The organism is Cognatiyoonia sp. (assembly GCF_965661665.1).
GTDB lineage: Bacteria > Pseudomonadota > Alphaproteobacteria > Rhodobacterales > Rhodobacteraceae > Cognatiyoonia.
Genome location: NZ_CBFIEO010000004.1, coordinates 69,931 through 88,553, shown reverse-complemented (window position 1 = coordinate 88,553; position 18,623 = coordinate 69,931). Strand labels below are relative to the sequence as shown.

The 18,623-nt window shown below is 56.8% G+C and carries 20 protein-coding genes and 1 pseudogene; 10 read left to right on the top strand and 11 right to left on the bottom strand.

Annotated features, from left to right (window positions below):
- Positions 1 to 7 precede the first annotated feature (7 nt).
- Together ACTF5F_RS03810 and ACTF5F_RS03805 are read right to left on the bottom strand one after the other, a co-directional pair.
- Positions 8 to 337, bottom strand: coding sequence for an Lrp/AsnC family transcriptional regulator (locus ACTF5F_RS03810; RefSeq protein ID WP_438955637.1), 330 nt, complete (start codon positions 335 to 337; stop codon positions 8 to 10).
- Positions 320 to 376: pseudogene (locus ACTF5F_RS03805) on the bottom strand (winged helix-turn-helix transcriptional regulator); the annotation flags it as partial. The pseudogene ACTF5F_RS03805 and the gene ACTF5F_RS03810, both read right to left, overlap by 18 nt.
- A 195-nt stretch (positions 377 to 571) precedes the next feature.
- Here ACTF5F_RS03805 and ACTF5F_RS03800 point away from each other — a divergent pair.
- Positions 572 to 787 carry a DUF6356 family protein gene (locus ACTF5F_RS03800; RefSeq protein WP_438955556.1) on the top strand — a complete coding sequence of 72 codons (216 nt, stop codon included), beginning with the start codon at positions 572 to 574 and terminating at the stop codon, positions 785 to 787.
- Here the strand turns inward: ACTF5F_RS03800 and ACTF5F_RS03795 are convergent.
- Together ACTF5F_RS03795 and ACTF5F_RS03790 are read right to left on the bottom strand one after the other, a co-directional pair.
- A complete protein-coding gene (locus ACTF5F_RS03795; protein ID WP_438955555.1) occupies positions 784 to 1,806 on the bottom strand; it encodes an MBL fold metallo-hydrolase in 1,023 nt (340 codons plus the stop codon). The genes ACTF5F_RS03800 and ACTF5F_RS03795 overlap by 4 nt on opposite strands.
- Positions 1,803 to 3,503: an acyl-CoA dehydrogenase gene (locus ACTF5F_RS03790; RefSeq protein ID WP_438955554.1), complete on the bottom strand. Its 1,701-nt coding sequence runs from the start codon at positions 3,501 to 3,503 to the stop codon at positions 1,803 to 1,805. Before ACTF5F_RS03790 ends, ACTF5F_RS03795 begins: the two co-directional genes overlap by 4 nt.
- Positions 3,504 to 3,598: 95 nt before the next feature.
- Between ACTF5F_RS03790 and ACTF5F_RS03785 the strand changes: the two genes are divergently transcribed.
- Both ACTF5F_RS03785 and speB read left to right on the top strand, forming a co-directional pair.
- The gene (locus tag ACTF5F_RS03785) at positions 3,599 to 4,564 is read left to right on the top strand and encodes an L-threonylcarbamoyladenylate synthase (protein ID WP_438955553.1); all 966 of its coding nucleotides are present in this window, start codon (positions 3,599 to 3,601) and stop codon (positions 4,562 to 4,564) included.
- Positions 4,565 to 4,573: 9 nt separating this feature from the next.
- Positions 4,574 to 5,524, top strand: a complete 951-nt coding sequence (gene speB, locus ACTF5F_RS03780; RefSeq protein WP_438955552.1) for an agmatinase — start codon at positions 4,574 to 4,576, stop codon at positions 5,522 to 5,524.
- Position 5,525: 1 nt separating this feature from the next.
- Here speB and ACTF5F_RS03775 read toward each other — a convergent pair whose 3' ends face one another.
- The 3 genes from ACTF5F_RS03775 to ubiA form a co-directional block, all read right to left on the bottom strand.
- Positions 5,526 to 5,837, bottom strand: coding sequence for a hypothetical protein (locus ACTF5F_RS03775; protein ID WP_438955551.1), 312 nt, complete (start codon positions 5,835 to 5,837; stop codon positions 5,526 to 5,528).
- 9 nt (positions 5,838 to 5,846) lie between these two features.
- Entirely contained in the window at positions 5,847 to 7,724 is a 1,878-nt protein-coding gene (locus ACTF5F_RS03770) for an OmpA family protein (protein WP_438955550.1), read from the bottom strand.
- 63 nt (positions 7,725 to 7,787) lie between these two features.
- Entirely contained in the window at positions 7,788 to 8,744 is a 957-nt protein-coding gene (gene ubiA, locus ACTF5F_RS03765; protein WP_438955549.1) for a 4-hydroxybenzoate octaprenyltransferase, read from the bottom strand.
- Positions 8,745 to 8,756: 12 nt separating this feature from the next.
- On the opposite strand from ubiA, the gene ACTF5F_RS03760 reads away from it, so the two are divergent.
- The 4 genes from ACTF5F_RS03760 to ACTF5F_RS03745 are packed head-to-tail and all read left to right on the top strand — an operon-like array spanning position 8,757 to position 12,252.
- The gene (locus ACTF5F_RS03760; protein ID WP_438955548.1) at positions 8,757 to 9,482 is read left to right on the top strand and encodes a 16S rRNA (uracil(1498)-N(3))-methyltransferase; all 726 of its coding nucleotides are present in this window, start codon (positions 8,757 to 8,759) and stop codon (positions 9,480 to 9,482) included.
- Complete coding sequence (locus ACTF5F_RS03755) at positions 9,479 to 10,315, top strand: GNAT family N-acetyltransferase (protein WP_438955547.1); 837 nt, start codon at positions 9,479 to 9,481, stop codon at positions 10,313 to 10,315. Before ACTF5F_RS03760 ends, ACTF5F_RS03755 begins: the two co-directional genes overlap by 4 nt.
- Positions 10,308 to 10,826, top strand: coding sequence for a hypothetical protein (locus tag ACTF5F_RS03750; protein WP_438955546.1), 519 nt, complete (start codon positions 10,308 to 10,310; stop codon positions 10,824 to 10,826). Before ACTF5F_RS03755 ends, ACTF5F_RS03750 begins: the two co-directional genes overlap by 8 nt.
- 55 nt (positions 10,827 to 10,881) lie before the next feature.
- Positions 10,882 to 12,252 carry a glutamate--cysteine ligase gene (locus tag ACTF5F_RS03745; protein WP_438955545.1) on the top strand — a complete coding sequence of 457 codons (1,371 nt, stop codon included), beginning with the start codon at positions 10,882 to 10,884 and terminating at the stop codon, positions 12,250 to 12,252.
- A gap of 6 nt (positions 12,253 to 12,258) precedes the next feature.
- On the opposite strand, the gene plsY is transcribed toward ACTF5F_RS03745, so the two are convergent.
- From plsY to ACTF5F_RS03725, 4 genes are read right to left on the bottom strand one after another with little or no spacing between them, the layout of a single operon-like run.
- Positions 12,259 to 12,867, bottom strand: coding sequence for a glycerol-3-phosphate 1-O-acyltransferase PlsY (gene plsY / locus ACTF5F_RS03740; RefSeq protein ID WP_438955544.1), 609 nt, complete (start codon positions 12,865 to 12,867; stop codon positions 12,259 to 12,261).
- A complete protein-coding gene (pyrC, locus tag ACTF5F_RS03735; RefSeq protein ID WP_438955543.1) occupies positions 12,854 to 14,140 on the bottom strand; it encodes a dihydroorotase in 1,287 nt (428 codons plus the stop codon). Before pyrC ends, plsY begins: the two co-directional genes overlap by 14 nt.
- A gap of 19 nt (positions 14,141 to 14,159) precedes the next feature.
- Positions 14,160 to 14,681, bottom strand: a complete 522-nt coding sequence (locus tag ACTF5F_RS03730) for a hypothetical protein (protein ID WP_438955542.1) — start codon at positions 14,679 to 14,681, stop codon at positions 14,160 to 14,162.
- Positions 14,675 to 15,634, bottom strand: coding sequence for an aspartate carbamoyltransferase catalytic subunit (locus tag ACTF5F_RS03725; protein WP_438955541.1), 960 nt, complete (start codon positions 15,632 to 15,634; stop codon positions 14,675 to 14,677). The genes ACTF5F_RS03730 and ACTF5F_RS03725 overlap by 7 nt, the downstream gene beginning before the upstream one ends.
- 98 nt (positions 15,635 to 15,732) lie before the next feature.
- Here ACTF5F_RS03725 and ACTF5F_RS03720 point away from each other — a divergent pair, with 98 nt between their 5' ends.
- The 3 genes from ACTF5F_RS03720 to ACTF5F_RS03710 all read left to right on the top strand — a co-directional run bounded on the left by ACTF5F_RS03720 (position 15,733) and on the right by ACTF5F_RS03710 (position 18,622).
- Entirely contained in the window at positions 15,733 to 16,521 is a 789-nt protein-coding gene (locus ACTF5F_RS03720) for a uracil-DNA glycosylase (RefSeq protein ID WP_438955540.1), read from the top strand.
- A complete protein-coding gene (gene moaB, locus ACTF5F_RS03715) occupies positions 16,518 to 17,060 on the top strand; it encodes a molybdenum cofactor biosynthesis protein B (RefSeq protein ID WP_438955539.1) in 543 nt (180 codons plus the stop codon). The genes ACTF5F_RS03720 and moaB overlap by 4 nt, the downstream gene beginning before the upstream one ends.
- 104 nt (positions 17,061 to 17,164) lie before the next feature.
- The gene (locus tag ACTF5F_RS03710; protein WP_438955538.1) at positions 17,165 to 18,622 is read left to right on the top strand and encodes an efflux RND transporter periplasmic adaptor subunit; all 1,458 of its coding nucleotides are present in this window, start codon (positions 17,165 to 17,167) and stop codon (positions 18,620 to 18,622) included.
- The last annotated feature ends 1 nt before the right edge of the window (position 18,623 follow it).

The window sequence follows — 18,623 nt, the reverse complement described above, 5'->3', positions numbered from 1 at the left end:
CTACAGGTCATAGGAGCACCACCGTTGTGTCTTTGATATCCTCCATAACTAAACTCGCCGACATATCCGATACAGAAATGCGTAATGTCAGTCGTTTGTAGAAGTCGTCATAGCCCGGCATATTGGCGAGTCGGACACTCAGAATGTAATCGAGATCACCGGTCATTCCGTGGGCGCCGACAACTTCTGGCAAGGTCGACAGGACAGTTTGAAACTCCCTGATCCAGTCCGCCGAATGCGTGCCGGTCTTGATCATCACAATCGCTCTCAGCGATGCGCCCACTTTGTCTGGGTCCACCAATGCGACGCGTTTCTTAACGATGCCGCTCGCCTCCATCGCTTTGATCCGGCGCCAGCAGGCATTCCGGGACAGGCCAACCTTTTAGCTGATGTTGTCCACTGGCCGGAATGCGTCAATCTGCTATTCATGGAGAATTCGGCGGTCTATATTATCGATAAAATCATCTATTACTGGGATTTTATCCCAAGAATAGGAGAAATAAAATGATCTTTGGGACAAGAGTGCGATCTATGTAGCATAGATTTGCCTCATCAAATTGAGAGGCACACCATGACAACCCGACCCATCCAAAAGCTATTCCTCGATCACTCAGCATCGGTTGATGAAAGCTACTTTCAACACATGCGCTTTGCCGCCAGTTTTGGGTTTTGGCTTTTTGTTGCTGCTGGTGCCGCGCTTATACACGCGCTCAGACCAGCCGCTTGCGAAACCACAGCCAGCCGGATCCTGACGCGCCTGCACAATCGCATGGCTGCGCGGCACTAATCCAATCGTTCGAAGACGTAGGCGCCTTGGTCGTTCAATGAGCGGCTGGCTTTGCCTGTCTGGTGCAAATGGTTCAAGTGGCCGACCGCCTCCACTAAGGCGAGCCCATATTCGCCGCTGCTAATTTTGCGCTTGAAAAGCGGCAAGAAACACTCTCCAGCCGTCTTTGGCGTATCGAGGAACGCCAATAGACGATCTAACGCCTCATGATGGTTGGAGATCATCTGCTCAAGCCGCTTTGGCAGACCGTGATAGGGCAGTTTGTGCCCCGCAAGGACAAACTGGTCGTTGGTGGCAAACTGCTGAAAATATTCGCAGCTTTCCAACCATTCGCGCACTGGGTCGGCTTCTGGTTCTGTCGGGTAGACACCTAAATTCGGGCTGATCGACAGCAACAACTGGTCGCCGCCAATCACCAGATCGCCATCTCGGCTCCACAACGTCAGGTGCTCTGGCGCGTGGCCGTGGCCCATGCGGATATCCCACATGCGCCCACCAAAAGTAATCTTCCCACCAGCGGCCAGCCTCGTATAGCCTTGTGGCAATGGCAGGACGCAATCGGCGAAGTTAAAGGGCCGCTCCGTCCGGCGCTCTTCCAGCACTACGGCATCCATTCCGGCGCGGGTGTAGAACGTGATCGCTTCGGGTGACGGGACGGTTTGTTCGTCCATCGTTAGCATCCGCGCCATCAACCATCCGGTGCGCGGCATGCAGAGTTCCGCGCCCATCTCGATAAACCAGCCCGCCAAACCTATGTGATCGGGATGGTGGTGAGTTACGATCAGGCGTCGAACTGGTCGCCCCCCCAAGTGACCTGCTAAAAGCCGTTCCCAAATCGCGCGGCTGCGTTTTGAGGCAAAGCCCGTGTCAACAATCGTCCAACCGTCGGGGTCGTCAAAGGCAAAAACGTTGACGTGATCCAAAGCCATCGGAAGCGGCAGCCGCATCCACAAAACACCGCGGGAGACCTCTATGGCCTCCCCCTCTTTTGGTGCTTGTTCAAATGGTGTTTGTATCATGCAGCAAGATCATCTGGCGTCAGGGCCATCAGGTCTGACCCGCCCTCGCGCACATGGGCCAAAAGCCCTGTGTGCTCTGGCAACATCCGCTTGATGTAGAACGTCGCCAAACGCTTGCGGGTTTCGTCGCCGTGAATGGCGGCTTTCAGATGCGCATTGGCCCCAAGAACGCGCGCAAAGGCCCGCAGGTAAGGCACGGCACCGGCAAAGCGATCCGTCATCTCCTGTTCGACCAGCCATTCGGTTGTTTCACGCAGGCTTTCTGCTGCACTCCAAACCGCTTCGGCCAGTTCTGGTTCATGTGCTTTTGCGGCCTCAGCGTTGGTCTCGATCTCTTCGATCAAGCGCGTCGCTGCTTCGCCACCGTCCATCATCTTACGTGCCACAAGGTCCATCGCTTGAATACCGTTGGTGCCTTCGTAGATCGCGGTCACGCGGACGTCACGCGAATATTGTGCTGCACCCGTTTCTTCGATGAAGCCCATGCCGCCGTGTGCCTGCACACCTTTGGATGCAACTTCGATCCCGACATCGGTGCCAAACGCCTTGCAAATTGGCGTTAAAAGGGCCGCACGCGCTACCCAATCGGCGTCACCTGTGGCGTTTGCCATGTCGATGGCAACTGCGTTCATCATGGCAATAGACCGCGCTGCAAACACATCCGCCTTCATCTCTGCCAGCATCCGGCGGACGTCGGCGTGTTCGATGATTGCACCTGTGCCGATTGCTTTGCCCTGCTTGCGATCTTTCGCATAGGCGAGCGCGTGCTGGTATGCCGCTTCTGCCACACCCAGACCTTGAACGCCAACACCCAAACGCGCGTTGTTCATCATGGTGAACATGGCTGCCATACCGCCGTTCTCCGGCCCAACGAGCCAACCTTTGGCGTTGTCGTATTCCATCACAGCGGTGGGCGAACCGTGCAGGCCCAGTTTGTGCTCAAGGCTTACAACGCGCAGTCCGTTCCGCTCACCTAAGCTGCCGTCCTCGTTAGGGATGAACTTCGGCACCATGAAAAGGCTGATGCCCTTCGTGCCAGGAACCGCGTCAGGCAAACGTGCCAGAACCAAGTGGCAGACATTTTCGCTAAAGTCGTTGTCGCCCCAGCTGATATAAATCTTCTGGCCAGAGATTGCGTAGGTGCCATCACCATTTGGCTCTGCCTTCGATCGCAACGCGCCGACGTCGGAACCCGCCTGTGGCTCCGTCAGGTTCATTGTGCCGCACCATTCGCCAGAGATGAGCTTCGGGATATACATCGCCTTGATCTCGTCAGAGGCGTGGTCTTCCAGCGCTTCGATCTGGCCTTGAGTCATCAGCGGGTTGAGCTGCAAGGACAAGCACGCGCTCGACATCATCTCGTTGACGCCCGTCGTCAGCGCCATCGGAAGGCCCATACCGCCAAATTCAGGATCAGCAGCGATACCTATCCAGCCACCTTCGGCCACAGCGGCATAGCCGTCAGCAAAACCGGGGGAGGTGTGGACAACGCCGTTCTCCAGCTTGGCAGGATATAAATCGCCATTACGCTGTAAGGGGGCCAAAACCTCTTCACTCAGCTTGGCAGCTTCGGACAGGATGGCATCCACCATGTCGTTGGATGCTTCGCTGAACTTCTCAGTCTCAGCGACCTGTGCAAAATTCACAACATGATCCATCAAAAAGCGGATGTCGTTGACCGGCGCGCGATATGGCATGTGGGCCTCCAATAAGCTCGGGTTGGATTCTCTGGTTCCCAGCGATATGGAACCAACTCTAACCATTACGTTAGCCTTACTGTAGGTCACGAAAATTGAAACGCAGCGTCACAGCGCCCAAAAATACCAAAATCCTGTCTGACAGCCCGTCAGATTCGGATCGCGCAGGCGCGATTCTGCTCGATGGCGGTTTGGTCGCCTTCCCGACGGAGACAGTCTATGGCCTTGGTGCTGATGCGCGAAATGGTCTTGCAGTTGCAAGCGTTTATGAGGCAAAGGGCCGTCCCAGTTTCAACCCTTTGATCGTGCATGTGCCTTCGATTGAGGCAGCAAGGGCACTGGTCGAGGTGTCGGATGTGGCAGAACGTCTAGCATCAGCCTTTTGGCCCGGTGCTTTGACTTTGGTGCTGCCGTTGAAGGCCGAAAGTGGCATATCAAAGCTGGTCACCGCGGGGCTTGAGACTCTGGCAATTAGAGTCCCCAGCCATGCCTTGGCTCAAGACCTGCTGATGCGCGCAGGGGTGCCCGTGGCCGCGCCATCTGCCAACCCGTCCGGTCGCGTCAGCCCTACGCAGGCGCAGCATGTCATTGCTGGTCTGGACGGGAAGATTGACGCTGTCGTGGATGGTGGGCGTTGCACCGTTGGTATTGAGTCGACGATTATTTCCCTTGCAGGCGACCCCACTTTGTTGCGCACTGGCGGCATTCCAGTTGAAGCGATTGAAGCCTGCATTTGCGCGCCACTCACCCGACAAGAGCATGCAGAAACGCCAAGCGCTCCGGGCCAACTTGCCTCCCACTATGCGCCCAAGGGTACGGTTCGGTTGAACGCCGACACGGTGGAGGGGGGGGAGACGCTGCTGGGCTTCGGGCCTGTTGATGCGGAGATCAACCTTTCGCCCTCTGGTGATTTGATCGAAGCAGCGGCGAACCTGTTTCAGTGTCTGCACCAACTCGATCAGATGGGTGCAGAACATATTGCGGTTTCACCGATCCCGACGCATGATTTGGGCGCTGCAATCAATGATCGGCTCAATCGGGCGGCTGCCCCACGCGATTAGGAACGCACCATGTCCCACGGCTATGAAAGCGGACGGCTCAATCTGCCATTTGTTGGCATAGCCACCTTTGGGAAGTATCCTTATGTCGAAGATTGGGACGCGATCGATGCAGATGTCGCCATCCTTGGTGCGCCGTTCGATTTCGGCACACAATTCCGCCCCGGCGCTCGTTTTGGTCCCCGCGCCATTCGTGAGGCGTCGACGCTTTTCTCCTTTGGTCATGCCGGTGCCTATGACTACGAAGATGATGAGACTTACCTCGGCAAAGGCACAAAGATCGTCGACCTCGGCGATGCGGATATTGTGCATACCGACACGATCAAAAGCCACGCAAACATCGAATACGGTGTGCGTAAAATTTTAGAGGTGGGTGCGATCCCTGTCGTTTTGGGCGGCGATCATTCGATTAACATCCCTTGTATCAACGCGTTCGACGGGCAGGGGCCGATCCACGTCCTGCAAATCGATGCGCATCTTGATTTCGTGGACGAACGGCACGGTGTCCGTTTTGGTCACGGCAACCCGATGCGCCGCGCGGCCGAGAAACCCTATGTGACAGGTCTCTCCCAGTTCGGCATCCGAAACGTCTCCTCCACCGCGAAAGAAGGTTACGTTGATGCTTGTGCGATGGGGTCGGATATCCTGTCGGTGCGTCAGTGTCGCGCGGTAGGAGTCGAGGCGTTGCTGGACCGCATTCCTGCCGATGCCAATATCTACCTGACCATAGATATTGATGGGTTTGACCCGTCTATCGCGCCGGGAACAGGCACGCCGAGTCATGGCGGGTTTCTATACTATGAGGTCTTGGAACTCATCGCCGCCGTCGCAAAACGTCAACGCATCGTAGGGATCGATTTGGTTGAAGTTGCACCGGACTACGACCCAACCGGCAGCACCTCAACATTGGCTGCGCAGCTTTTGCTCAATATCATCGGACGGGTGTTGAGGGCGAAAAGCTAGCTTAGGTGCGCTGGCTGCGCAGTTCTTCTGCTTCCTGACGCGCATCCCGCAAGCCATCCATCGCAGCCCTCAGCTCAGCCTCTGTCTGGCTCAGCTGATTGGTCATTTCCGCTTCGCGCTGCTGCATATAGGTGATCGCCTGATCGCGGGTTTCTTCGGCTTCGTGCAGAGCCTGCGCCATCTTATCCAGCTCGCCAATGTCTGCCTTCGTCACGCGTGAGAACCGGTTGACCAGCCAGTGCGAAAACCAGCCCAACGTATAGGCCACGAACAAAATAATCGCGATGGCGATGATGAATTCAGTTCTGTTCACGGCGTCATCCTATTCACTTTCGTCATCAGCATCGGTGCTTGCTTCCATTTGTTCGAGCGCTGTCGGTTCTTCTTCGATGGGTTCAGGGACGATTAGGCTAAATTCTATCCGGCGGTTCGCCTCGCGCCCCTCTTCTGTGCCATTGTCAGCGATCGGGTCCGCTTCACCAAATCCGATGGCGACGAAGTTGCTTGTTGGAATCCGACGCAAGCGCAAGGCGTCAAGCACGGATCGCGCCCTGTCTTCTGACAACTGCTGGTTCATGACCTCACGGCCTTGGCTGTCGGTATATCCGGCAATCTGCATTTTCAGGTCAGGGCATTTTTGCAGGATTTCTGCCAAGTCATCCATCAGCCCCTGCGTTCCGACAGAAATCGTGGCCGAACTGGGCTCAAACAGGATTTTCCTGACGGATGTGAGCGTTTGCACCTGCTCGATGCATTCCTCAACCGTCGGAAGGCCCGCGACGGGATCGAGTTGTTTGACATAGGTCACATCGATCTGGACGTCTGCTGCTTGTCCAAGTTTGTCGATCATCAGTCGTGTGATGTCGGCGCTGGCGTCCGGGTTGCCCGTGTTGCCACGGATGACAACCGTTCCGGGTTCGACGACAACCGATCCGTTGGACAGCTCAGAAAGAGCTTCCAGACCCGCCAACACACGCACCGACCATCGGCTGGGCAGATTGCTGGCGACACGCGTACCCATGGTAATATTTTCTTTCCCAAATCGGGCGGCGGCATAGTTTTGGGCGACCAAATTTGCTACCTCATCGGTCACACGACCGCGCAATTGGACTGTGCCCTCTGGACTGCGGGTGGCCACGAATTGGGGCGGACCTTCAGAAGATTCATCAGGTGCCTTTGGCAGTTCGGCTGTCACCGCAAATGCCGTTGGAAGCGCGTTCTCCAGGGTTCCGATTGTCGTATCGAAAAGACCCTCTGCAGTGCCTTGCAAGGCGACGATGGTAATGTCGGTGTCTGACACAGTGACGGTGCCACCGCCAAGATCACCAACCGCGTCGATTGACAGGGCGACAGCTTTGCCCCACTCCCGCGAGGGCGCACCCAATGCCAAAACACAGGAGGTTTCCGTTGGTTGATACCCAAGGAATCGCGCAGCGGATAGGATGAGATCAGCCGCTTCTTCTGTTTCAACCGCACAGGCGGCCAGTTTTGCACCATCCTCATTCAACGAAAACCGTGTGGTGAAAGGTGCCACAACTGGACGCGGGGCCCGCACGTTCAGCGCCAACTCCACACCATCCGGCGGGTTGCGTGTGAGTTGACGCTCAAGGCTAGCCTGTTCTTCGCGACTGTCGGTAATCGCATCGATGGCGATTCTATCTGACGACACGGAAATCTTCGACCGCGGCAGGTCTTCCAACGCCCGAACGGCGAACTTTACCGCTCGGTTCCATGTCTCTGGAGTCTGATAGTCTGCCGTTTCCAAAAGATCGGACACCGGCAACCCGTCTGCCAAATCGACGAGGTCGTTGTTTAGCGCATCACGGTCCATCGCGTCAGGGATCAGCCCGATCAGGAAAACACCGCTGTCATTGCGGAGGATTTCGATGGCGAACTCAGGTGCGGCAATGCCGGCGCTTTCTTTGACGGACATCCCATCAATCACACGGCTTGCATCGACGATACGACCTGCGGCAGACATTGCACGGAAGCGGGTTGATTCTGTTGGAGCTTCGCCCTCGATGATGATCTGCAAGCCATCACCAACGACCGACGCCCATTCGAAATTGCGATCGATCAGGTCTTCCTGCACGGCCAAAACAGATCGGTTTTCGATCGTTTGCGCAGCCCACATCCCAGCCAAGACCGAGGCCAAGGCAGCCAACACAAAAACACCGATACGGAAGAAAAAGCCTGACACGTGTTTCTCGCTTCACATCGCTGACGACACACGCAGTTTATGCGCTGCGTTGTAGTGGTTCAATCACAGGAACCATGCAAGCGCGAAAAACGGCAGCGGCAAGAATCCGGCAAAACTGTTCGACCTGAAAATCTTTAGGAGGGAGGCATCATCCGATGGGTCAAACTTGGTCAACTGATAGGTTAGGTGCCACCCCAAAGCCCAAGGCCCGCCAAGCGCGACCAGAAGTGACAGAATTGTACGCTCCTGCACGGCAAACAGAACTGCCAACCCCATTAGACAGACTGTCAAAGTCAGGAACCCGCGCAACCAAGCGTGGGACTTTTCACCAAACAGGCGTGCTGTGGATTTGATGCCAATGAGCGCATCGTCGTCCGAGTCCTGATGCGAGTAAATAGTGTCATAGAACAAGGTCCAAGCGATTCCTGAGGTGTAGAGGATGATGGGCGCGACGCTCAGCCCATTTGTGTGTGCCGCCCAAGCGAGCAGCGCCCCCCAATTGATTGCGATCCCCAAGAACGCTTGCGGCCACCATGTGAACCTTTTGGCAAAGGGGTAGATGAGCACTGGCAGTAGCGCCAAAACACCTAGGATGATGGCTGTGTCATAGAAGGTGATTAAGATGAAGAAGGCGAGGATGGCTTGCACAATCATCCAGATGACTGCCCCCTGGACTGATACTTGGCCCGATGGGATCGGACGGGATTTGGTGCGCTCCACCGATCCGTCGAAATCACGATCTGAAATGTCATTCCATGTGCAACCGGCACCACGCATCAGAAATGCTCCTGCACCGCACCCGACAATGGTCCAAATGTCATGCAGACCAAAGCGCCCCGTGCTCAGGCTCGCCAAGGCTAGCCCCCACATACACGGCAGAAAGAGAAGCCAAGTGCCAATGGGTCGATCCGCGCGAGACAGACGTAAATAAGGACGTGTCGTCATCGGCGCCCACGTATCGACCCAGTTTCCAGTGCTATCTGCGACGGTTCCGTCTGGCATCTGTGAGTGCTCGGTCATAAGGTTCTGCCCATGGCGTCCAAGGTTAGGCTCTATGTAGATCACGCCCTCGGGGAAGGGCAAATGGTTCCGTTGTCGCGGGAGCAAGCAAATTATCTTTTTGCCGTGATGCGCCTTCCCATTGGCACCGTGTTGTCTTTAATCAACGGCAAAGATGGCGAGTGGGACGCGGAGGTTGTCGAAGGTAACAAGCGCGGCGGCGCATTGCGGTGCATTGCTCAGACAAAACCTTTGCAAGAACCGCCAGATGTCTGGCTGACCTTCGCACCCATTAAGAAAGAGCGGACTGCCTTTATCGTGGAAAAAGCGACGGAACTTGGCGCGGTGCGGATTTGTCCGGTTGAGACGGATTTTACTCAAAGCGCTAACCGCATCAAACGGGATCGGCTGCAGGCACATGCTGTCGAGGCGACCGAGCAATGTGGCGGAACATTCGTGCCCGAGGTCGCCGAACTGGCGAGGCTGTCTGACGTCATTAAGTCATGGCCAGAAGATCGCAACCTGCTGATCTGCGACGAAGGTTTGGTGCACCAAACCCATTCCCTTGCAGACCTTCCAATCGGTCCTTGGGCAATCCTGATTGGACCAGAAGGAGGGTTTTCTGATGCCGAACGGGCGCAATTGACCGCGCTTTCGCAATCCTATGCAATCAGCCTTGGTCCCCGCATCCTGCGCACGGATACAGCTGCCGTCGCCGCCCTGACGCTTTGGCAAAAGCACTTCGGGGATTGGGTATGAGACGGGCAGGAGAGGCTGACCTGCCGAAAATCAAAGAATTGCTGCAAACCCAAATCGCGACATCGATGTTTTCACTGTCGAATTTGGACAAATACAGCACCGAAGGACACGATTATTCGATGCGTTTTCAGCCATTTGAAGACGCGGGTGCGATCACAGGTGCGCTATCTGTCATGCAACGGGGGAAGATCTTTCCACAGCTCCGGCCCGATCAAATTGAAGCCGCTGCACAAGCGCTCAAGGGGCTTGAAGCCATTGGCATCATCGGGGCAGCCACGCAGGTGGCCGCCCTGAATTCTGCATTAGAGCAGGATATACCAACCACGTTGGACGCGGTGGAGCCGAATTTCGCGCTGTCCCTGGCCGACATAGATAGGCCTGCGACGCAGGGCGCAAAGCTCGTACCGCTTTTAGATGCTGATTACGACCTTATGCTTGATTGGCGGACGGCCTATGATGTTGAGGCCTTGAAGACCGACCCACAAGAGGCATGCGACATCGCAAAACATTCGATGGCGCAGTATCTGACGAACGGCAGCCATCGTGTCTTGATCGTCGATGGCAAACCCGTCTGCACCACGGGGTTCAACGCTACGACACCCACGTGTGTGCAGGTGGGCGGGGTCTACACTCCACGGGACCTGCGCAATCGTGGATATGCCTGCCTTGCAGTTGCCATGCACCAGAAAGAAGCGCAGGTGCGCGGTGTGACAGATGCAATTCTCTTCTCTGCCAGCACCGCCGCAGCGAAAGCCTATATCGCCATTGGGTTTCGCCAGATTGGAGAATTCACACGGATGCTCTTCAAAGATCCGACGGTGCTGAATGGCTGATTTCTTGCGTCCAGATGCCCGCGCAACCCTTTGGCGCTACCGCGATGTGATCGCAGCGCTCGGTGTTTGTGTCCTTGGGGCGTGGTGGTTAAGCACCTTCTACGACCCTGTTCGCTGGTTGGGCTGGGCCTTCATCGCCCTTGGTGTCGTCTGGGCGCTAGGCGCGATGCAGAAGCTGCGATTTGCACAAGATGGCCAAGGCCCCGGCGTTGTGAAGATCGTCGAACGGCGGCTTGCGTACTTTGGCCCGCTGTCTGGTGGCGTGATGGAGATGGATGATCTCGCCACGCTGGAACTCGAACCCGATGCATTGCCCAAGGCGCATTGGATTCTGACCTCAGTGCGTGGTGACCGATTGGAGATCCCTGTGAACGCGGATGGGTCAGATGACCTTTTCGATCTATTTGCCAGTTTGCCCGGGATCGAGACCGAAAAAATGCTGCACAGCCTTTCCACCCAACCCAATTATCGGGTTGTGATCTGGCGGGCGACGAAACCGCTCTTGCATTGACCTTGCCCTTGGGTCAGACAAAACATCCATTGCGCAGTTAATTGGAGCCTCGCACATGTCCATCCCACAATCCGGCGGCGGCCCCATCGAAAACCACGACCAGTTGGCGCAGCTCCTTTCGGATGGATGCAAGCCAAAGGAAGAATGGCGCATCGGGACGGAACATGAAAAGTTCGGTTACTGCGTCGATACCCACAAGCCTTTGCCATATGAGGGTGAACGCTCTATCCATGCGGTTTTGTCCGCCCTGCGCGATCAATTCGGCTGGGCCCCGATCGAGGAAAGCGGCAAGCTTATCGGTCTCAAGAAAGGTGGTGCGAACGTCAGCCTTGAACCCGGCGGCGCATTGGAACTGTCAGGCGCACCGCTGAAGACGATCCACCAAACCTGTGACGAGGTGAACAGCCATCTGGAAGAGGTGAAAGCCGTTTCCGACCACATCGGTGTCAAGTTCATCGGCCTCGGGGCGGCCCCTGAGTGGACGCATGAGGAAATGCATTTGATGCCCAAAGGCCGCTACAAGTTGATGAACAACTACATGGAAAAGGTCGGCACGATGGGCACCGCCATGATGCGCCGCACCTGCACTGTGCAAGTGAACCTCGACTTCGGGTCAGAGGCGGACATGGTTCAAAAGCTGCGCGTATCTTTGGCGTTACAGCCTGTTGCTGTCGCTCTTTTTGCCAATTCGCCGTTCTTTGAAGGTAAGGTGAACGGTCATAAATCATGGCGCTCCCGCATTTGGCGCGATCTCGATGCCGACCGCACGGGAATGCTGCCGTTTGTGTTTGAAGATGGCTTCGGGTTTGAGGCTTGGGTGCAATACGTGCTCGATGTGCCGATGTATTTTGTCTACCGCGACGGTAAATATATCGCCGCGCTGGGCATGTCGTTCCGTGATTTCCTGAAGGGCGAATTGCCTGCTTTGCCAGGGGAAAAGCCGCTTTTGTCCGACTGGGCCGATCATCTTACAACAGTGTTCCCAGAAGCGCGTATCAAGCAATTCATCGAACAACGTGGGGCCGATGGCGGCCCGTGGCGGCGACTTTGCGCGCTGCCCGCATTCTGGGTTGGTTTGCTCTATGATCAAGAGGCGCTCGACGCGGCATGGGACCTTTGCAAAGGCTGGACGGCGGAGCAGCGCGAAGCGCTGCGTGTTGCAGCCTCGGTCGATGGATTGCAGGCAAAAGTCGGCGATCTCAACCTCCACGACATCGCCCGCGACGTTGTCGCGATTTCAGAGATGGGTCTCAAGAACCGCGCCCGTCCCGGTGCCGGTGGTCTGGTGCAGGATGAAACGCATTTTCTGAACGCGCTTAAGGAGTCCATTGAAAGCGGTAAGACACCTGCGGACGAATTGCTTGACCGCTATCACTGCGATTGGAATGGTGATCTGTCGCAGATCTACGCAGACTATAGCTACTAATGACCGCTAACCCTTCGACCCAATTTTTGTCTCTTCCCCGCGCTTCAAACGGCCGACGTTGCCAAGGTGGCGCAGGTAGATACCAAGGCCGAGCACGACGCCCAAAAAGAACGTGAAGCCGTTGCCGGTGAACACCATCACGATTGGCGTACAACCGGCTGTAATGAGTGCAGCCAATGACGAATAGCGGAACACAGCTGCGACGACCAACCAGATCACGCAGGATGCGAGGACCGCCGGAAAGGCCATCACAGCCATGATGCCAAAGTACGTGGCTACCCCTTTGCCGCCTTTGAATTTCAGCCACACCGGAAAACAGTGACCAAAAAATGCTGCAATCGCGGTAATTTGAACCGCATCTTCAGCGATAAACGCCCGCGCCAGCAGGATCGCGACGATGGCTTTTCCGGCATCGATTAACAGCGTCAGGACTGCTGCTTTTTTATTGCCGGTCCGCAAGACATTTGTTGCGCCGATGTTGCCGGAGCCGATCTCACGCAGGTTGCCCAGCCCCATTGCGCGGGCCAGAAGTACGCCGCTTGGGATTGATCCGAACAGATAACCGATCGCCGCCCAAAGCAGCAGGACGCTCCAACTCGATTCAAGTATCGGCATGCGTCACGTCCTTTCCAGCAACCCATGTGTTCAGTACCTTGCCCTGCATTCGTTGCCCATCAAACGGGGTGTTTTTGGATTTCGACCGAAGCGTCCCGCGGTCCAGAACGAACGGTGCATCTGGGTCAAACAGGACCAAATCGGCAGGCGCGCCCGCCACTATCCGCCCAGCTTCTAACCCAAGCCGCCGTGCTGGGTTCAGCGACATGGCGCGGAAGAGCCGTGGCAAGTCGATCAGACCGTTGTGATAGAGCCGCAGCACTGCAGGTAGGAAGGTTTCAAGCCCAACTGCGCCACTCGCCGCCTCTTCAAACGGCAGGCGCTTGCTTTCTTCATCTTGCGGCGTGTGCATCGAACAAATGATGTCAATGAGCCCGTCTGATACCGCACGGATGACCGCCATCCGATCGTCTTCGGATCGGAGTGGCGGTTTGAGTTTGAAGAAGGTTCGGTAGTCTGCCACGTCAAGCTCGTTCAGCGTCAGGTGATGCAAACCAACGCCTGCCGTGATGTCCAACCCATTACGCTTGGCGCGTTCCAACGCGGGCAGCGCCCGCGCGGTCGTGACCTGATCGGCGTGGTACTTCGCGCCTGTCATCTCCAACAGGCTGATGTCACGATCTAGACCCAACCGCTCCGCCATCGGCGACACGGCGGGCAATCCGCGCAGGGACGCAAACTTGCCCGAAGTGACGGCTGCGCCTTCTGAAAGGATCGGTTCCTGAATATGCGCGATGACCAGCGCGTCGAGCGATTTGGCGTAAGTCAAAGCACGGTTGAAGACCTTGGTATCCGCAACAACGCGGTCACAGTCGGTGAACCCTACGGCGCCTGCGTCTTGGAGAAATCCAATCTCCGTCATTTCCCGCCCTGCACGGCCTTTGGTCAGGGCGGCCATCGGCAGGACATTGACTGGCGCATCCTCATTCGCGCGGGCTGCGACGAACTCAAGCGTTTCAGGCGTATCAATCGCGGGCAAGGTATCGGGCCGCGTCACGATGGTTGTCACACCGCCCGCCGCAGCCGCAAGACCAGCGGAGCGGAAGCTTTCCTTATGGCGTTCCCCGGGTTCACTAACCTTTACACCAATGTCGATGATACCGGGGGCGAGGCATTTGCCTTTGCAATCAATAACCTCTGCCTTCGCAACTTTGGCATCAGCAGCTTCTAGAACGTCGGAAATCTTGCCATTCTCGACAACCAGTGACCCGAGTTGGTCGGTCAGGGCAACGGGATCAATCAACCGCGCATTCTTCAGCAGCATCTTGGTCATGCGATCTTTCCTTGTCGTGTCATCCACCCACCCAAACCATCACGGCCACCAGTGCAAACATGATGAGAAGGGCCAACGTCGCCACCATACCGCCGATACGCGCATCTGATTTTGGAGGTTTTCCGCCCTGTGGCCCCGAAATCACGCCCGTTGCAGCATCGCTTTCCAGACTCGCAGCGACCGTCATACGGGCCCCGTGACCAAGGGTCGTCAGATGCCGAACGCTATCGCCCAAGACAAGCTCCACCTCCGCGCCTTCATGAGCCCGCGACATAATCAACACGACGATGTTGTCCGTTTTCGACAATGCGGCGCGGTCTGCAGCATCGAGTTCGACGTCATAGCCTTCATTGATGTAGTCGATCAGGGTCATCTCCCCCAAATCGTCCAGCTTGATGATGTCCACAAAGTCAGGATTGAGGGGGGCGCTGCCAAAACATGCGACCAGCCCTTCGATCTTGTTGTTAAAAAGGTCAGCAGCAGCCCCCGAAACGCTGAACACGCGGATTTTGCCGTGGTCGGTGTTGGGGATTGTCAGCATCGGACCATGACCCCTGCGGCTTGCTTTGCATCGCGTCGGTTCTGCGCCAGAAGATGCATTGCAGCCATCCGCACGGCAACGCCCATCTCGACCTGTGTCTGAATAACGGAGCGGTTGATGTCGTCGGCTATGGTGCCATCTATCTCCACCCCACGGTTCATCGGGCCGGGGTGCATGACGATGGCGTCGTCTTTGGCGTGGGCCAGCTTGGCCGCGTTTAGTCCGTAGCGGTGGTAGTATTCTCGCTCTGATGGAATGAAGCCGCCATCCATCCGCTCCTTTTGGAGACGGAGCATCATGACGACGTCAACGTCCTTTAGGCCGTCTTCTATATTATCGAACACTTCGACGCCAAACTCACCAATCTGGCTCGGCATCAGCGTGGGCGGCCCGATCAGGCGGATGCGGTTTTCCATCTTGCCCAACAGCCAGATGTTTGAACGCGCCACACGGCTATGGGTGATGTCGCCACAAATGGCAACGCTAAGGCGGTGCAACCGGCCCTTGGCGCGGCGGATCGTCAAAGCATCCAACAATGCTTGGGTGGGGTGCTCATGCTTGCCATCGCCAGCGTTCAATACGGCTGCATTGACCTTTTGCGCTAGCAAATCCACTGCGCCAGAGTTTGGGTGCCGCACGACCAGGAGATCGGGGTGCATCGCATTCAGCGTCAACGCCGTGTCGATCAGCGTCTCACCCTTTTTGATCGAACTGGCCTGCATTGCAATGTTCATCACATCCGCACCCAGCCGCTTGCCTGCAATCTCAAAGCTGGCTTGCGTCCGCGTGGAATTCTCAAAGAACATGTTGATCTGCGCCATTCCCGCCAAAACGCTGCGATGCGCAATGTCAGTGGGTCGGTCCGCATATTGATCTGCTAAATCAAGAAGGGTGGTAATATCTGACGAGTCCAGGTGCTCAATGCCGAGAAGATGCTTGGCGCCGAAACTCATATCTCACCTCTGCTTGGTTGCCCGCTTATAGGCGGGACATTCCAGCGCGGCAAGCATTCTGACTGCACTTCGGGTTTAAAACGGAATAAGCTCTGCGCATGGATTCGCAGGCATCTTATTGGAAGGACAGGGCGCTGCTGGAATGGCAGCTTGAAATCGGGGCCACCGACGCCATTTGCGATGCGCCGATTGACCGCTATGCGCTCGATCCCGCGCCTGCGCCGAAACCTGAGCCCGCGCTGCAGCCTACAGCCGCGCCCGCAATTGCGCAGCCCAAGACGGATGCCGTGGCCGAAGCGAAGAAATTGGTCTCGCTGGCTACAGATTTGGAGGCGCTGTCGACCGCAATGCAAGGATTTGAGCATTGTGAGCTCAAGCGCGGCGCGCGGAATTTTGTTTTCTCGGACGGTATCCCTGCCGCGCGTGTAATGATTGTTGGCGAAGCACCCGGTCGGCAAGAAGACCAGATTGGCAAACCCTTTGTTGGTCAGGCTGGTCAGCTCTTGGACAAAATGCTCGCTGCGATCCAGTTGGATCGCCGCTCTGACGATGCTGCGCAAGCGGTCTATTTCACCAACGTTTTGCCGTGGAGGCCGCCGCAAAACCGGACGGCGGACGCAACAGAAATCGCCATGCTGCTTCCGTTTCTGGAACGTCACATCACATTGGCCAATCCTGATTTGCTGATCTTGATGGGCAATACACCCTGTCAGGCGCTGTTGGGTCGCACTGGCATCACGCGCATGCGCGGCAACTGGGTGGAGGTTTTGGGCCGCCCTGCGATCCCAATGTTCCATCCTGCTTACCTTTTGCGCCAACCGCTTGCCAAGCGGGAGGCGTGGGCCGACCTTTTGAGCGTTAAAGCCAAATTGGAGGGCGCGTCTTGAGCCGGATCGACGACACGCGGGAGTTCATCCCCATCCGCATCGCCCTGATGACGGTCAGCGACACGCGCAAGCTAGACGATGACCGCTCCGGCGACACTCTAGCTGCACGGATTGCTGAGGCAGGTCACACTCTGGCAGATCGCGTCATCATCCCTGATGAACGCACCGATATTGCCGCAAAGCTGAAAGAGTGGAGCCTGTCAGACGACGTGGATGTCATCATTTCGACAGGCGGAACGGGTTTGACAGGGCGCGATGTAACTGTTGAGGCGCATCGCGACGTTTATGAGAAAGAGATTGATGCGTTCAGCATCGTGTTCACGCATGTGAGCATGGCAAAAATTGGCACCTCTGCCGTACAATCCCGCGCAACAGGTGGTGTTGCAAACGGCACTTACATGTTCGCCCTCCCCGGAAGTCCAGGTGCGTGCAAGGACGCGTGGGATGAAATTCTTGTCAAACAGCTCGATTACCGTCACCGCCCCTGCAACTTTGTAGAGATTTTGCCGCGTCTGGACGAACATCAGCGACGGAAGTGACGGCCCGCCACATTAAACGTGAGACACTGTGAAGTGGACGCTGCGCCGCAGCGTTCTAACTTTCGGTATAATCCTCACGGAAAACAGCATTTTTAGGTAGCCCCATGCGATTTCTCAGACGCTCTCTCGTTGGTATTTTTCTGCTGGCGGTGACCATTGGTCTTTTGTCCTTCGCAGGTAACACAGTTCGTGATGCCGTGCAGACACGCATGAATGCGGAGCCGCGGTCGTTTCCCGAGCGGGAGCGTGTCTTCGCCGTGAATGTTGTCGAAGTTCAGCCGCAAACCATCGCGCCGGTTTTGATGGTGTTTGGCGAAGTGGAAAGCGGCCGCAGCCTGCAAGTGCGATCTGCTGTTGGCGGCACCATCGTTGAGACGGCTGCTGAAATGGTTGAAGGCGGTACCGTCACCGCAGGACAGCTCTTGCTGCGCATTGATCCCGCAACCGCGATGACGCAGTTGGAGCGGCAAGAAGTTGATCGACAAGACGCGCAGGCCGAGTTGCGCGATGCGCAGCGGGCGCTTGAATTGGCTCAGGAAGAGCTGGCCTCTGCCCAAGGTCAAAACACGCTGCGCCAGCAGGCATTGACCCGCGCCAAAGACTTGCGGGAGCGGGGCGTTGGCACGGCAGCGTCGGTTGAGTCCGCTGAATTGGCGGTTGCATCTGCCGAAGCCGCCGTTCTGTCGCGCAGACAGGCGCTTGCCTCAGCCGAAGCACGAGCGGAGCTTGCGAATACCCGTCTCGCGCGGGCTCAGATCGGGTTGAAAGATGCTCAGCGGGCAGTGGATGAGACGGAAGTCTACGCGGTGTTCAGCGGCACCTTGGCCAATGTGACCGTGACCAACGGGGGCCGCTTGTCGCCCAACGAACAGATCGCAACGCTGCTCGACCCAACTGACCTTGAAGTGGCCTTCCGCGTCTCAACATCGCAGTACGCCCAGCTTTTGGACGAAAATGGCGTGTTGATTGACGGTGCGGTCCAAGTCGGGCTCGACCTGTCGCAACAGGGCCTCAACGCCACAGGTCAAATTATCCGCGAAAGCGCGGCAGTCGGCGAAGGCCAGACAGGACGGCTTTTGTTCGCACGTTTGGATAGCGCAGGCGGCATGCGTCCCGGTGACTTTGTGACCGTGCAAGTGCGCAGGCCGGAAATTGAAGGCGTCGCGCTTGTGCCAAATTCTGCGGTCAACACCGACAACACAGTGTTGGTTCTTGATGAAGAGAACCGCTTACAACTTGCCGAAACCGTGGTTGTGCACCGCCAAGGCGATGATGTGTTAATCCGTGTGGGCGATCTTGCCGGCAGGATCATCGTCGTCGAACGTTCGCCGCTCCTCGGTGCTGGTATCAGAGTCCGACCCATCATCCCCGGTGCCGAAAATGCACCGCCGGAGGAGCCGGAGACTGTCGCCCTTGACGCAGAACGCCGCGCGAAGCTCCTCGCCTTTGTGGAAGGCAGCCGCATGCCAGCAGAGGTGAAAGAGCGGATGAAATCGCAGTTGGAGCTGGACGAAGTGCCCGTCGCTGTCATCGCCCGCCTTGAAAGCAGGATGGGGAGCTAAT

Coding starts and splice junctions, on each gene's coding strand:
- ACTF5F_RS03745 (WP_438955545.1), top strand. CDS start 10,882: ATGTCCATCCCACAATCCGGCGGCGGCCCCATCGAAAACCACGACCAG.
- ACTF5F_RS03720 (WP_438955540.1), top strand. CDS start 15,733: ATGGATTCGCAGGCATCTTATTGGAAGGACAGGGCGCTGCTGGAATGG.
- ACTF5F_RS03810 (WP_438955637.1), bottom strand. CDS start 337: ATGGAGGCGAGCGGCATCGTTAAGAAACGCGTCGCATTGGTGGACCCA.
- ACTF5F_RS03750 (WP_438955546.1), top strand. CDS start 10,308: ATGGCTGATTTCTTGCGTCCAGATGCCCGCGCAACCCTTTGGCGCTAC.
- ACTF5F_RS03730 (WP_438955542.1), bottom strand. CDS start 14,681: ATGCTGACAATCCCCAACACCGACCACGGCAAAATCCGCGTGTTCAGC.
- ubiA (WP_438955549.1), bottom strand. CDS start 8,744: ATGACCGAGCACTCACAGATGCCAGACGGAACCGTCGCAGATAGCACT.
- speB (WP_438955552.1), top strand. CDS start 4,574: ATGTCCCACGGCTATGAAAGCGGACGGCTCAATCTGCCATTTGTTGGC.
- ACTF5F_RS03800 (WP_438955556.1), top strand. CDS start 572: ATGACAACCCGACCCATCCAAAAGCTATTCCTCGATCACTCAGCATCG.
- ACTF5F_RS03795 (WP_438955555.1), bottom strand. CDS start 1,806: ATGATACAAACACCATTTGAACAAGCACCAAAAGAGGGGGAGGCCATA.
- ACTF5F_RS03760 (WP_438955548.1), top strand. CDS start 8,757: ATGGCGTCCAAGGTTAGGCTCTATGTAGATCACGCCCTCGGGGAAGGG.
- ACTF5F_RS03710 (WP_438955538.1), top strand. CDS start 17,165: ATGCGATTTCTCAGACGCTCTCTCGTTGGTATTTTTCTGCTGGCGGTG.
- pyrC (WP_438955543.1), bottom strand. CDS start 14,140: ATGACCAAGATGCTGCTGAAGAATGCGCGGTTGATTGATCCCGTTGCC.
- ACTF5F_RS03725 (WP_438955541.1), bottom strand. CDS start 15,634: ATGAGTTTCGGCGCCAAGCATCTTCTCGGCATTGAGCACCTGGACTCG.
- plsY (WP_438955544.1), bottom strand. CDS start 12,867: ATGCCGATACTTGAATCGAGTTGGAGCGTCCTGCTGCTTTGGGCGGCG.
- ACTF5F_RS03755 (WP_438955547.1), top strand. CDS start 9,479: ATGAGACGGGCAGGAGAGGCTGACCTGCCGAAAATCAAAGAATTGCTG.
- ACTF5F_RS03790 (WP_438955554.1), bottom strand. CDS start 3,503: ATGCCATATCGCGCGCCGGTCAACGACATCCGCTTTTTGATGGATCAT.